This window comes from Oceanihabitans sp. 2_MG-2023 (genome assembly GCF_030547245.1).
Taxonomy (GTDB): Bacteria; Bacteroidota; Bacteroidia; order Flavobacteriales; family Flavobacteriaceae; genus Oceanihabitans.
In genome coordinates this window covers 89,462-104,026 of record NZ_JAUOQT010000001.1, presented here as the reverse complement: position 1 = coordinate 104,026, position 14,565 = coordinate 89,462, and the positions used below count along the sequence as shown (strand labels likewise).

Here is a 14,565-nt window from a genome sequence, read left to right as displayed (position 1 = left end):
ATTATGAAAACAAAATTACTTAGTCTAATAGCTTTTATCATAGCTGCAACAAGTATTGCACAAACCACATTTACCATAGACGGTTTAAACTATAGTGTAACTTCTACCAATCCTAACGAAGTTAGCCTTACAGGAGGAACACCACTCACCTTAGACTTAGTAATACCCGAAACAGTTACAGACGCTAGTATTACATACACCGTTGTAGCTATAGGAGATAGTGCTTTTGAAAGTGCGGGATTAACAAGCGTAAGTTTAGCAAGCACCTTACGAGAATTAGGAGAAGTAACATTTCGTTTTAATGCTTTAACAGAAGTAACTATTCCAGAAGGTATTACAAGTATTCCGCAACGCTGTTTTTCAAATAATGATTTAACCAGTGTCGTATTGCCTACTAGTTTAGAAACTATAGGGTTTAGATCTTTTGAAAGTAATAATTTAACAAGTTTAATACTACCAGAAAACATAGTAAGTATTGGCCAATTTGCTTTTAGGGGGTCTAATTTTGATACTATTACTTCATTAAATCCTGTACCACCAAGTGTTGTCTTAGGAACAAATAATGATTCATTTAATAATGAACAAAATACAGACTTAACCATACCGACTGGTACAGAAGCGGCCTATGAAGCAATCGGTTGGGTAGGATTTAACTCGGTAAATGGTGTGGTTGATTTTGAAGTAGGTGACACTTTTAGCGAAAATAATTTTGACTACGAAGTCATATTTTTAAATCCTAATGAAGTTGAACTCACAGGTGGAACCTCAATACCACAAGACCTTATTATTGAAACTTTAGTAAGTAATGGAGGTAATGATTTTATGGTAACAAGTATTGGAGCTATTGCCATTGATGGGAGTTTATTAACTAGTATTACAATTACAGCTACCACTCCACCAATGGCAGTTGCTAATGCTTTTGGCGATAATAGTGCTGTTGCTTTAACGATACCTGATGGAACTAAAGTAGTTTATGAAGCAGCAGGTTGGACAGGCTTTTATTCTGTAAATGGAATACTAAATTTTGAAGTGGGTGATACCTTTACTCAAAATAATTTTAATTATGAAGTCATATCTTTAAATCCTAATGAAGTAGCTATTACTGGAGGTACAACTGTGCCTCAAAATCTTATCATTGCAGAAAATGTGAGCAGCGGTGGTTTAGATTTTGTCGTTACAGCCATTGGAGATAGTGCTTTTATAGATTCTAATGTAACAAGTGTAAGTTTTTCAAGCACTATAAGAGAATTAGGAGAACAATCATTTCGTAATAATCTTTTAATAGAAGTGACTATTCCAGAAGGTATTACAAGTATTCCGCAACGCTGTTTTTCAAATAATGATTTAACCAGTGTCGTATTGCCTACTAGTTTAGAAACTATAGGGTTTAGATCTTTTGAAAGTAATAATTTAACAAGCTTAATACTACCAGAAAATGTAGTAAGCATTGATGAGTTAGCTTTTAGAGGTTCTAATTTTAGTAGTATCACTTCATTAAATACTACACCGCCAAGTGTTTTTTTAGGAACAAATGATGATTCTTTTAATAATGAACAAAATATAGATTTAACCATACCGCCTGGTACAGAAGCGGACTATGAAGCAGCAGGTTGGGTAGGATTTAACTCTGTAAATGGAGTAGTTAATTTTGAAGTAGGTGATACCTTTACTGAAAATAATTTTAACTACGAAGTCACATCTTTAAATCCTAATGAGGTAGCCATTACTGGAGGTACAACTGTTTCTCCAAATCTTATTATTGTAGAAAATGTGAGCAGCGGTGGTTTAGACTTTGTAGTTACAGCTATTGGAGATAGTGCTTTTATATCTTCTAGTTTAACAGCTATCACTTTTCCAAATACAATTAGAAATATAGGAATTAGTTCTTTTAATGGTAATAATATAACAACGCTTAGCCTCCCTAATTCTGTTACTTTTATTGATAGAAGTGCTTTTCGTAATAACCAACTAACGAGTGTTACCATCCCGAATTCAGTAATTACTATCAGTAACGATGCTTTTAGAAATAATCAATTAACAAGTGTTATAATTCCTAACTCGGTAACCACATTAAAAATATTAGCTTTTGGAGATAACCAATTAACAAGTATTACTCTTGGAAGTTCTGTTACTACTATTGAGAGAGGTGTTTTTTTAAATAACCCGTTAGCAACTGTAACAGTGTTAGCCGCTAATCCACCTAGCACAGATACGAGGGGGGATGGTCTCAATAGTTTTGGAAACCGTTCTGGTATTGATTTGTTCGTGCCTGAAGACGGTTTAACAGCGTATATGAATTCAGGTCAATGGGATGGTTTTAAATCAGTCACAGGAGTTGATTTTGATATCGTTTTAGCCCCAAAAGTGTTTTTACAAGGTGCAGCCACGAATCCAAACACAGGCGAAGAAGACTTAATGCGTGACGATTTAAGAGTCGCAGGTTTACTACCAACCACAAGTCCTTATGCAGATGGTTTAACAGTAGATGCCACAGTATTTGATACCGAAGGTAACGATGCTATTGTAGATTGGATATCTATAGAACTGCGTGATGCTAACAACAATACTAGTATTGTTGCAAGCCAATCGGCACTCTTGCAGCGCGATGGTGATGTAGTAGATACTGATGGTGTTTCACCGCTTAGTTTTAATGCCTTAACTGATAATTATTTTGTGGTCATAAAGCACCGTAACCACTTGGGGATTATGACTGCTAATACATTTGCGCTATCGGCTACCGTAAGCAGCATAGACTTTACAGATGCTAATAACCCAATAACCTTTGGTACCAATGCACAAACAGACTCTGGTATGCCTACAGATGTCTTAGGTCTCTGGTCAGGAAACGTAAATGGAGATACTGTTGTACAATATTTAGGAACCGAAGCAGACTCACCAAACATATTATCTGTTGTATTTAATGATACTGGAAACTTCTTAAACTTCCCAACATTTACTTTAAATAGATATGATGTAAATGATATTAACATGGATGGAATAATTCAATATATAGGTACAACACCAGATGAACCATTCATCTTACAAAACGTATTAGCGCATCCAGGTAACTTTTTAAACTTTACCACATTTCAAATACAAGAACAATTACCAGAAAATTAAATAAAACTAAATAACAATTATTTAAAAATTAAATATCATGAAAAAAACTACTTTAACTACTTTATGTATGGCATTATTTTGCGTTTTTGCAACAAAAACACAAGCACAAGATGGCTACACGTATACATTAATTGACAACGGAAACTATAGTTATTCTATAGGTGCAGTACCAAATGCTAGTACCTCTAACTTTGCAACCTCAGTACAGAGTTACGGATTTACTATTATCGTACCAGATGGTGTTACAGCTAGCATTACATCGTCTATTGGAAGCAGTGCTTCTGCTACGTTTTTTGACGGAACTGCGGTGGGGCAAGCAGCTATTGATGGTTATTTAATAACAGAAACTTTAGGAAGCCCAGTAACGTTACCAGCACCTTCAGCAGGTACAATAACACCAATGGTAACCATTCAGGTAGATGGTGCGCCAACTAGCGGAATTATTGAAATATTAGCCAACGATTCTGCATTAGCAACTACAGTAACACCCTTAAAAAGTTTTATGGCTGCAGATATGGTAGATGATGGATCTGCAACATTTCCAAACGTAGTAGATCCAAACGCTTCTGCTTTATCAGGAACAACATCTTTTGACTTTGCAATACTATCAGTTGAAGACTTTAGTTTAAATAAAATTTCTGTGTACCCAAACCCAATAGTTACTAGTTTTAAGATAGAAACAAACAATACAGTAATTATTACTAGTTCAAAATTATTTAATGTAAATGGTGTATTAGTAAAAAGCATAGATACTAGCGATTTAAACACCTCTGTAGATGTATCAGGTTTACAAACTGGATTGTATTTTTTAGAGTTATCTTCTGATAAGTATAAAAAGACTATCAAGCTGATTAAGCAATAAAAAAGTCTACTTCATTGTAGATAGGTTGATTAATAGCAAATCAACGAACCTGCTCTATAAATACTATTTTTTTTGGGCAGGTTTTTTTAATAAAAATAGTCTATCAAAGACTTATTTAGTTTCCCTTGGCAAAAGTCTTGTAGAATTACATCTCAGGGCTTTTGTTTTTATGGTCTAAAAAGTTGTTTTGTTTTAAAACTACGTATTTACTATGTGTAAATTGAGTAGTGCATTGCGATAGTAGGTGGTCTACACGATAAATTGTCGTCCAATTAAGCGCTTTAAACAATATTAAAATATATGATTAGAAGTAGTCTTTACTTGGGTTATATAATAGACTAGCTAATTTGTGTTTTAAATAAAAACAACTAAAGCCAGTGAGTCTAAAATAAATAGAGGTTCAAGTTAAAGAACTTCACTTGTATTATTGTCATCATTTAATACGCTATTATAAATTATTAGAAAGACCAATAGTTTTTATTCTTTTAAGTCATAACAAATATAAAGTACACCTTATAAGGAGTCCCACCCAAAAGATATTTATTAAGCCCTGAAAAACGTGAGGGTGTCTCTGCACGCTTTACAAGCATAGAGTTTGTTAATCCTAATAGAGTACATTTAAGACTATAAACCAAAAAACCCTTGAGAATCTCACGATAATCAAGGGTTAACAAATTTTGATGGTGGTGCCTCCAGGAATCGAACCAGGGACACATGGATTTTCAGTCCATTGCTCTACCAACTGAGCTAAGGCACCAGTAGCATAAAAATGCGAGTGCAAATATAGATACCTTTTTGTTATTCGCAAAGGAAAATTTGTAAAATTTTTTATTGAATGCTTATTATTTTATAAACCAGACTTCTAGAAAGAAGATAAATTCATATTTAAAAGAAAAATAGAATATTCTTTATCATGTATTTTGTAAATTTGATGCTTTTATAAAAAGTATGAACTTAGTCATTGATGTTGGAAACTCTTTTGTGAAAATCGCTGTTTTTCAAGGAGATAAGTTGATTGATCTTCTTAAAGTTAAAAACATAGAGGTTTTAAAAAGTTTAAGAGCTGTTAGAAAAAAATATAAAAACATGGAGAAAGCTATTTTTTCTTCGGTTGGAAAATTAAGAAAAACAGATATTAATTATCTTGAAAAATATTACGATACATTATTATTAAATCACGAAACAAGAGTTCCTTTTACAAATTTATATAGTACACCTAAAACTTTAGGAATAGATAGAATTGCTTTAGTAAGTGCTTCTGTACAGCAATTTCCAGATAAAAATGTGCTAATTATAGATGCTGGAACATGTATCACATTTGATTTTATTACCAATAACAACGAATATTTAGGAGGTGCAATTTCTCCAGGAATACGTATGCGTTATAAAGCACTGCATCATTTTACAGCAAATCTACCGTTATTAGTAACAAAGGAACCAAAAAATATTGTTGGAGATACTACAGCAGCTTCAATGCACTCTGGAGTAGTGGAAGGAGTTTTGCTCGAAATTGATGGAGCAATTCAGGAATATAAGTTGAAATATCCTGATTTAACAATTATTTTAACAGGAGGAGACGCTAATTTTTTGTCTAAACAATTAAAAAGTAGCATATTTGCCAACTCTAATTTCCTTTTAGAGGGATTAAATTTTATTTTACAATATAATACACACTAATGATAAAAAAACTGGTTATAGTTTTTATTGCTTTTTTTGCAATTCAAAGTTTCGCTCAAGAAGGTACTTCTTCTCCATATTCATTTTATGGAATAGGTAGTCTAAAGTTTAAAGGTACAGTAGAAAACAGAAGTATGGGTGGGCTAAGTATTTATACCGATAGTACACATGTCAATTTAAGAAATCCAGCCTCTTATGGTGGAGACGATTTAAGTATATATAATAACGAAGGTAGACCAATGACTTTTTCTGTTGGTGGTGGGCACACATCAACCAAACTGAAAAATGCTTCAGATAGTGATCGAACTTCCACTTCCACTTTCGATTATATTGCAATTTCGTTGCCTTTAGGTAAGTTAGGTGTTGGTTTTGGGTTAATGCCTTATACTTCCGTTGGTTATAAATTAGAAAATTATGGAGATGATGGTATATCCACAAAGTACAAAGGGGAAGGTGGTGTAAATAAAACCTATTTTTCTGCCGGATATCAAATAACAAAGGACTTAAGTTTTGGTGTGGATCTACAGTATAACTTTGGAAACATTGAAGGAAGTACTGTGGAGTATGTTTATAATGATGGGGATCTTGTGCAATACCAAACAAGAGAAGATAATAGATCAGATCTAAGTGGTTTAAGTTACAATTTAGGTGTTTCCTATAAAACCAAGCTAAATAAGAACTTGGAATTGGTTTCGGGAGTAACTTTTTCACCTAAAAGTGATTTGAAGTCTAAAAACCAAAGAGCAATAAATACAATTACTATTGATGCTAGTACAGAACAAGAATTTGTAATAAATACGCTGGAAGTTAATTTACAAGAAGCAGATCTAAAAGAAACCGATTTAGTAATACCAGCTAAGTTTTCTTTTGGTGTTGGTTTAGGACAACCAAGAAAATGGTTTGTAGGTGTAGAAAGTGTTTTTCAAGAAACAAGTAAATTTAGTAATGCACTTTATGCTTCGTCAAGTGCAGAAACTACTTATGAAAATGCGAATACTTTTTCATTTGGTGGTTTTTATATTCCAGATTACAATGCCTATAGATCGTATTTAAAACGTGTGGTTTATCGTGCTGGATTTCGAACAGAAAAGACTGGTTTAGTAATAAATGGAGAGTCTATAAATGAGTTTGGCATATCTTTTGGAGTAGGGTTACCAGTTGGAAACATATTATCTAATGCAAACTTAGGTTTTGAGATTGGTAAACGAGGAACAACCGATAAAAATTTAATTCAAGAGAATTTTATTAATTTCCAATTAAGTTTATCTTTGAACGATAGATGGTTTCAAAAAAGCAAATACGATTAACAGCATTAAAAAATTAAAGATGATGAAAACGAAAATTACACTATTAGCACTCTTATTTTTAGGACTTGGCTTTGGCTTTGCACAAAACGAAGAAGCAATGACAAAACTTTCTATCTTTCACGAATATGTGAAAGCTAAAAACTATGATGCAGCTTATGGTCCTTGGATGGAAGTACGTACTAAATATCCAAAGTTTAACAACGCAATCCCTGTGGATGGACAAAAAATATTAGAACATAAAATTGAAAACTCTACAGGAACAGAAAAAGTAGCATTTATTAACGACCTTTTAAAACTTTGGGATGAGAAGTTAGAAAACTTTCCAAGTAAAACTAAAGTGGGGGATTTATTATCAGACAAAGCACAGTTAATGTACGACTACAAAACCGAATTAGGTTTAAGTGATGAAGAAATATATAATGCTTTCGATAAAGCATACACAACAGATTTAAAAACGTTTAAAAATGCTAAATCTTTATATACTTACTTTTCTTTAATGGTAGATTTATATGATGGCGGAAAGAAAACGGCACAAGAACTATTCAATAAATACGATGATGTTGTAGATAAAATTGATACCGAAGTTAAAAACAATTCTGAAGGTTTAAATAAATTAATGGCCAAAGAAGAAGCTGGAACTCCATTAACTAAAAAAGATGGTCAGTACAAAAGATACTATGAAAGTTCATTAAAAGCTTTCGATCAAATATCAGGAAGTGTAGATTCTAAATTAGGGGATAGAGCAAACTGTGAAAACCTTATTCCTTTATACCAAAAAGATTACGAGCAAAACAAAAACGACGGTGTTTGGCTACAAAGAGCAATGAACAAGTTGTACGAAAAAGGATGTAAAGAAGATCCAATGTTTGTTAAAGTTGTAAAACAAAAAAATAGTATTGAGCCTAACGCAAAAACATCGTACTATTTATACTTAATAACAGGTGAACAACAATACTTTGACCAAACGTTACAGTTAGAAACAGATCCTTTTAGAAAAGCAAAACTATATAATACTATTGCTAGAGATTTTAAACAAAAAGGAAGCTATGGTAAAGCAAGAGAGTTCTTTATGAAGTCTTTACAAGCTAACCCATCAGATAAAAAACCTTACGAACAAATTGCTAGAATGTATGCAGCAAGTGCAAACAGTTGTGGAGATACAAACTTTAATAAAAGAGCTGTATTTTGGTTGGCTGCTGCCGAAGCAAGAAAAGCAGGAAGTAGTAGCTTAGCTGCTAATTATGAAGCAAAAGCACCAAGTAAATCAGAGATTTTTTCTGCAGGTAAAGCTGGACAATCTATTAGTATTGGATGTTGGATTGGTAGAACTGTAAAGGTGCCAAGCATATAATGCGAAACAAAAATTTATATATAAAAACATTAGTCACAGTATTTACTGTGACTTTGTTTTTTTCATGTAAAAGCAATTTTAATGAAGTGCAAAAAATTGGTGTTTCAGAAGATCAACCAATTGGTATTGCAGAAGATATAAATTTAAAATATACCGATTCTGGTAGAGTAACAGCAAATCTTATTAGCCCGAAAATGCTAGACTTTACGAATCGAAATTTTGGTTTTAATGAATTCCCAGATGGTGTTATTTTGCACCTGTATGACGATCTAAATCAAAAAAGTACCGTTATAGCAGATTATGCTATTTCTTATAAAGAAACCAATCTTATAGACTTACAAGGTAATGTGGTAGTGACTTCGCACAAAAAGGACACGTTATTTGCAGAGCAATTGTATTACGATCAAACCAAAGAATGGCTCTTTACAAACAAACCAGTAACCTTTAGACAAGGTAGAGATCTTATCAATGGAAATGGTTTTGATTCCGATTCCAAATTTAAACAAGCACAAGTGTTAGAAATAGATGGTGTCATCACACTTGAGGAATAATACCTATCTTTGCAATAAATAACTTTCAACCAAAATAACATAAATGAAAACCGCTAAGTTTTTTCAATACATATACTTGTTTTTTGCAGCATTGTTTTTGTATGATGCAGTAACTAATTGGAGTATAGATAGAAATAGAACCTATATATCTTTAGCTTTTACAGCTTTAGCTATTTTTATGTTTTTCTTTCGTAAAAAATTTAATAAAAAATTCGAAGACAATAATAACGCTAAATAATGAGTGTTTACATTGTTATTATAATTGTTTGTTTATTGCTTTCCGCCTTCTTTTCTGGAATGGAAATCGCCTATGTATCTTCTAATAAAATACATATAGAAATTGAAAAAAAACAAGACGGATTTTTAGCAAAAATACTTTCAAAGCTTACCGTTAAACCTTCCAAGTTTATAGCAACCATGCTTATTGGTAATAATATTGCATTGGTAGTTTATGGTTTTTTTATGGGAGATTTGTTAGTCAATTGGTTTCAATCTATGTTGCCATCTAATAACAGTATAATAAATTATTTGTTTGTAGATTTTAGTTTGTTTACCCAAACAATAATTTCAACCATTGTAATTCTTATAACTGCTGAATTTTTACCTAAAGTATTCTTTCAAATATATGCCAATTCTCTCCTTAAAATATTGGCTTTCCCTGCCTATATTTTTTATGTGTTGTTTACTTTTATTTCCGATTTTGTACTTTGGATTTCCGATTTTGTTCTTAAGAAATTCTTTAAAACCGAAGGAGATCAAGTGCAACTAGCCTTTACTAAAATAGAACTAGGTAATTATATTAGCGAGCAAATGGAATCTGTAGAAGAGCATGATGAGATAGATACCGAAATACAAATTTTTCAAAATGCTTTAGAGTTTTCTGAAGTGAAATCTAGAGAAGTAATGGTTCCAAGAACCGAAATTATAGCTGTAGAAATTCAGGAATCTATTAAAAATCTCAATACCATTTTTACAGAAACAGGATGCTCTAAAATCTTAGTATATAAAGAAAATATTGATGATATTTTAGGCTACGTACACTCTTTTGAGTTGTTTAAAAAACCTAAAAACTTAAAATCGATACTGCTTCCAGTAGAGTTTGTGCCAGAAACCATGCTAATAAATGATGTGCTTAATGTGTTGATTAAAAAACGTAAAAGTATAGCGGTTGTATTAGATGAATATGGAGGAACTTCTGGAATTATGACTGTTGAAGATATTGTTGAAGAACTCTTTGGTGAAATTGAAGACGAACATGATACTGTTGTTTTAATAGAAGAGAAATTAGATGAAAATAATTTTAAATTTTCAGCAAGAATAGAAGTAGACTACATTAATGAGACCTTTAAAATTAATTTGCCCGATGAAGAAAACTATGAAACTTTAGGAGGATTAATAGTAGCGCATACTGAAGAAATTCCGCAAAAAAATGAAATAGTAATTATTGAGAATTTCCAGTTTACTATCTTAGAAGTTTCAAACACAAAAATAGATTTGGTAGCGCTTAAAATACTTGACGAAGACTAGCCTTTAATTACTGTTTGCAATAAACAGTTCTCTTTTTTTAGCTTCAATTTCATCTTCATCTTCAACTTCACTTCATTTTATTGAAATAACCTTTTATTATTAAATAGAAAATGGTATTTTCGCGCACTATATTGAATAAAATTTATACCAAAAATGGCAATTTTAAATAACATTAGAAAACAATCCTTAGTACTAATTGCAGTAATCGCATTAGCATTATTCTCATTTGTATTAGCAGATTTGTTTAGAAACAGTGATGCACTTACAGCAAAATCGCAAAATGTTGTCGCTACAATTAACGGCAAAGACATTACACGAGAAGATTTTATGCAAAAAGTAGAAGCGATGCAACGCCAAATGGGTGGAAACGGAACTAGTACACAGGCGATGAACAACGTTTGGAACCAAGAAGTTCGTCAAGCGGTAATGCAAACACAATTTGATGCATTAGGTTTTACAGTAGAAAAAGACCAAATGCGAGATTTGTTAAAAACAAGTTTAGCTAATAATGCAGATTTTCAAAATGAAGCTGGCCTTTTTGATGAAAATAAAATGAATGAATATATTGCGAACTTAAAGGAAACGTCTTCAATAGCATACCAACAATGGATTGATTATGAAGAAGGAGTTGCTGCTAATGCACTTAACCAGAACTATGTTAATATGGTTAAAGCAGGAATGGTAGGTACACTTGCAGAAGGAGAATTACAACATAAATTAGAAGGAGACCAAGTAGATATTAAATTTATTCAAGTACCTTTCTCTTCTATAGTAGATAGTACAATTACTGTTTCTAATAGTGATATCACAGCTTACATGAACAGTCATGTAAAACAATACACTGTAGAAGCTTCTAGAAATATAAACTATGTACAGTTTAATGAAGTGGCATCTCTTGAAGATGAAAACGCTATTCAACAAAACCTAAAAAATCTTTTAAAAGATCAGGTTGTATATAATGAAGTAACTAAAAGAAATGATACCGTTTTAAGTTTTGTAAAAGCAAAAGATAATGAAGCTTTTGTAAATGCAAATTCAGACATTAAATTCGATAATCGTTTTATTAAAAAAACAGATTTACCTGCAGCTGTTGCTGATAGTATTTTTAATTTAAATGCAGGTGAAGTATTTGGTCCTTATAAAGATGCAAATAACTTTAAATTATCTAAAGTTGTTGCAGTAACACAAATGCCAGATTCAGTAAAAGCAAGACATATTTTATTACCATTTGTTGGTTCTCGTTCTGCAACCGCAGAAACAGTGCAAACAAAAGAACAAGCAAAAGTTACTGCAGATAGTATAATGAACGTTGTTAAGTCTTCGCCATCTAAGTTTGTTAGCTTGTTAGATTTTTCAGCAGATACAGTAAGTAATGAAAAAGAAGGAGTTCTGGATTGGTTTACGTATAACGCTATGGTTCCAGAATTTAGAGATTTTACTTTTGAAAATAGTAAAGGAGACTTTGGTGTGGTAGAAACAGTATTCGGATATCATATTATTGAAATATTAGGACAGAAAAATATGCAACGTACTATTAAGGTTGCTACAATTGCAAGAAAAATTGAGCCTAGTGAAGCTACAATTTCTAAAGTGTTTAGAGATGCTGCTAGTTTTGAAAACGCAGTTGCAAATGGTGTATTTCAAGATGTAGCTAAAGAAAATAATTATACTGTACGTCCAGTAGATGGTATTAAGGTTTTAGATGAGAATATCCCTGGTTTAAATAGCCAAAGAGCAATAGTTCGTTGGGCTTTTGAAGAAGATGCAGAAATTGGAGATATTAAAAAATTCCCAATATCTAATGGTTTTGCTGTAGTACAATTAACTGCTAAAAACAAAGCAGGATTAATGAATACACAAAACGCATCTGTAACTGCTTTGCCAGCAATTCGTAAAGCTAAAAAAGCAGATATGATTAAAAGTAGAATTTCTGCAACAACATTAGAAGATCTTGCTAGCGCAGAAGGACAAACCATTAGAACTGCTTTAGCAGTAAACATGAAAACTCCTACAGTTACAGGAGTGGGTAGAGAACCTAAAGTTGTTGGTGCTGCTTTTGGATTAAAGGAAGGTGAAACTTCTAAATTAATTGTTGGTGAAAATGGTGTGTACATGGTACAGGTAACTAAAGCTACTCCAGCAGTTGAGCTAGCAAACTACCAAGCTTTTGCAAACCAAGTAGGACAACAAAAACAAACGGAAGTAGATTCTAGATTATATACCGCTTTAAAAGATGCTTCAAATATTGAAGATAACAGAGCAAATACAGTTCAGTAGTAAAAGCTAGAACATTAAAAATATAAAGCCCTTTTAGAGAAATATAAAAGGGCTTTTTTTATTACTAATCTCGGGTTTAAATCGTATTTCTTGGAGTAATGATTGCTAATGGTATTAAATTCGGTTTTAGAGAACTAATTCAATTTCCTTTTCCAATATAGTATGTAAATGGTTCCAAGAATAGAAGGCAAGATCCAAGAAAGGATACTTCCAAGACCTAAACCGGCAACTATAAAAGCGGTTATAGATGCTATAAACGCTCCAATCATCTTTCCTATATGATTGCGTAGCCAACCATTTTTGAGTGCTTTAAAGTTTTTGTAGAACATAAAATCCTTTATCGTTAATAGTAGTCCGAAACCTCCAAAAAACATAAACAGTATAAAAGCAGTCTTTCCTAATAGTAGACCATAAGCACCAAATGAAATCATTGCAATAGAAAGGAGTAGCATACTTCCAGAAATTGTTTTATCTAAACCATTTGCTGATAGCTTGCTTTTGGATTTAAAAGTCAGTATTTGGTTTCCGGAAATCACTAAGTAGATGGTGAATAAGCCGATAAGACAAAGAAAAGTGTTTTCGTGATTTGGTATAAAAGTAATAGGGATAGAAATTAAGGAGCTAGTTATCATTCCAATGGAAAATAGTTTTCCCATTCTTTTGTGCGGAATACTTCCTTTCTTGACTATAATACTTCCTATTCCGGAAATTAATCCTAATCCGCCAAAAAAGGCATGTATATAAATAAATATTTTAATTGTTTCTTCCATGATACCTTATTTGTTTTAACAATGTAAAATTAGGAATATAACAAAGAGTCCTCAAAAGCAAATTTCTGAAGTGTCGTTTTTTTGTGATAAGTCGTAAGCAAACGGGTTTATATTAAAATATACTCTTTTGTCATGCGGAAGGAGATTCAGCATCTAATACTAACATTTAATAAATATTAGAAACCATTTCATCAAACCTTAAAATAGTATCAAAACCTTTATTCTTAAAGTAATCTGTTGGATTAGTTTTAGAACTCACTAAAACAAAATCCCCTCCCCATGCACCAAGACTTTTTATGCTTCCGTTAAAGTCTTTAAAAAGTATTTCTTTAACTGGTTTTAAACGTATTATTTTAGAAATGATTTGCTCATGCCGATCTATAAGTGCGTTAAACTTTTTAAGCGTTTTGCAGGTGATAATACTTTGGGTGATTTTATTTATTTCGCTAATAGCTTCTTTTAGATTTGAATTGTTTTTTTTGTAATGGGCAATGCCGTCTCTACTGTTTTGCTTTTGGTTTAAATGCACAAAATATAAATGCTCTTTAAATAGCGGATTAAAAATTATAGGGGTTATTATACGACTGTGCTTTTGATTTTTTATACTATCTAGAGTCTCTTTTGTGTTATGTAGTTGGTAGGTAATTGTAGATTCATTTTGTGCACAAGCAATATCATAACCGCTACCTCCAAAAGTTTTTTCTAATAGTTGGTATGCATCCACATTTGCCCAATTCGAAATGTTATTTATTAAAGTAGAAGAAGTGCCAAGTCCCCAGTTTTTTGGAAACTCCAAATGTGTTGCGATTTGATACCCTTTTTTATCTTTTAAAAATTCAGTATTTAGTGTTTTTGCAGCTTGTAGTATTTGTATGAGTCGCTTAGAAACTGCACTGTCTTTTGTTGTGTGTTGAGAAATTATATTGTTTTCTAATATAAATGTTGCTTCAAACCAAATGTTCCCTTTTTGGTCTATACTTTTCCATATGATTTTCTGTTCCTCTAGGGCTTCAATAGTTAAGCTTTGGCCAAAAGCTGTTGGTACAGCAAGAGCTAAAGCGCCATCAAGCACTACATATTCACCTGTAAGTAATAATTTTCCGCTGCTGTAATAATTTTTCAC

General features: G+C 32.2%; 11 protein-coding genes and 1 tRNA gene. 9 read left to right on the top strand and 3 right to left on the bottom strand.

Annotated elements, in window-relative coordinates:
* The first annotated feature begins 3 nt into the window (after window positions 1–3).
* Together Q4512_RS00455 and Q4512_RS00450 are read left to right on the top strand one after the other, a co-directional pair.
* Complete coding sequence (locus Q4512_RS00455; RefSeq protein WP_303420462.1) at window positions 4–3,120, top strand: leucine-rich repeat domain-containing protein; 3,117 nt, start codon at window positions 4–6, stop codon at window positions 3,118–3,120.
* 37 nt (window positions 3,121–3,157) lie between these two features.
* Window positions 3,158–3,982 carry a T9SS type A sorting domain-containing protein gene (locus Q4512_RS00450; RefSeq protein ID WP_303420460.1) on the top strand — a complete coding sequence of 275 codons (825 nt, stop codon included), beginning with the start codon at window positions 3,158–3,160 and terminating at the stop codon, window positions 3,980–3,982.
* A 681-nt stretch (window positions 3,983–4,663) separates the two neighbouring features.
* Here Q4512_RS00450 and Q4512_RS00445 read toward each other — a convergent pair.
* Window positions 4,664–4,739 (bottom strand) — tRNA-Phe (locus Q4512_RS00445).
* Window positions 4,740–4,930: 191 nt separating this feature from the next.
* Here Q4512_RS00445 and Q4512_RS00440 point away from each other — a divergent pair.
* From Q4512_RS00440 to Q4512_RS00410, 7 genes are all read left to right on the top strand, one after another.
* Complete coding sequence (locus Q4512_RS00440) at window positions 4,931–5,659, top strand: type III pantothenate kinase (protein WP_303420458.1); 729 nt, start codon at window positions 4,931–4,933, stop codon at window positions 5,657–5,659.
* Complete coding sequence (locus Q4512_RS00435) at window positions 5,659–6,966, top strand: hypothetical protein (RefSeq protein ID WP_303420456.1); 1,308 nt, start codon at window positions 5,659–5,661, stop codon at window positions 6,964–6,966. Before Q4512_RS00440 ends, Q4512_RS00435 begins: the two co-directional genes overlap by 1 nt.
* 22 nt (window positions 6,967–6,988) lie before the next feature.
* Window positions 6,989–8,317 carry a hypothetical protein gene (locus Q4512_RS00430; protein ID WP_303420454.1) on the top strand — a complete coding sequence of 443 codons (1,329 nt, stop codon included), beginning with the start codon at window positions 6,989–6,991 and terminating at the stop codon, window positions 8,315–8,317.
* On the top strand, window positions 8,317–8,868 hold the full coding sequence (gene lptC / locus Q4512_RS00425) for an LPS export ABC transporter periplasmic protein LptC (protein WP_303420452.1): 552 nt from the start codon (window positions 8,317–8,319) through the stop codon (window positions 8,866–8,868). The genes Q4512_RS00430 and lptC overlap by 1 nt, the downstream gene beginning before the upstream one ends.
* A gap of 43 nt (window positions 8,869–8,911) precedes the next feature.
* Complete coding sequence (locus tag Q4512_RS00420) at window positions 8,912–9,106, top strand: hypothetical protein (protein WP_303420450.1); 195 nt, start codon at window positions 8,912–8,914, stop codon at window positions 9,104–9,106.
* Window positions 9,106–10,395, top strand: coding sequence for a hemolysin family protein (locus tag Q4512_RS00415; RefSeq protein ID WP_303420448.1), 1,290 nt, complete (start codon window positions 9,106–9,108; stop codon window positions 10,393–10,395). Before Q4512_RS00420 ends, Q4512_RS00415 begins: the two co-directional genes overlap by 1 nt.
* A gap of 153 nt (window positions 10,396–10,548) precedes the next feature.
* A complete protein-coding gene (locus Q4512_RS00410; RefSeq protein ID WP_303420446.1) occupies window positions 10,549–12,672 on the top strand; it encodes a SurA N-terminal domain-containing protein in 2,124 nt (707 codons plus the stop codon).
* A gap of 134 nt (window positions 12,673–12,806) precedes the next feature.
* On the opposite strand, the gene Q4512_RS00405 is transcribed toward Q4512_RS00410, so the two are convergent.
* Complete coding sequence (locus Q4512_RS00405; protein ID WP_303420444.1) at window positions 12,807–13,442, bottom strand: hypothetical protein; 636 nt, start codon at window positions 13,440–13,442, stop codon at window positions 12,807–12,809.
* Between the two features lie 166 nt (window positions 13,443–13,608).
* Entirely contained in the window at window positions 13,609–14,565 is a 957-nt protein-coding gene (locus Q4512_RS00400) for a GYDIA family GHMP kinase (RefSeq protein ID WP_303420442.1), read from the bottom strand.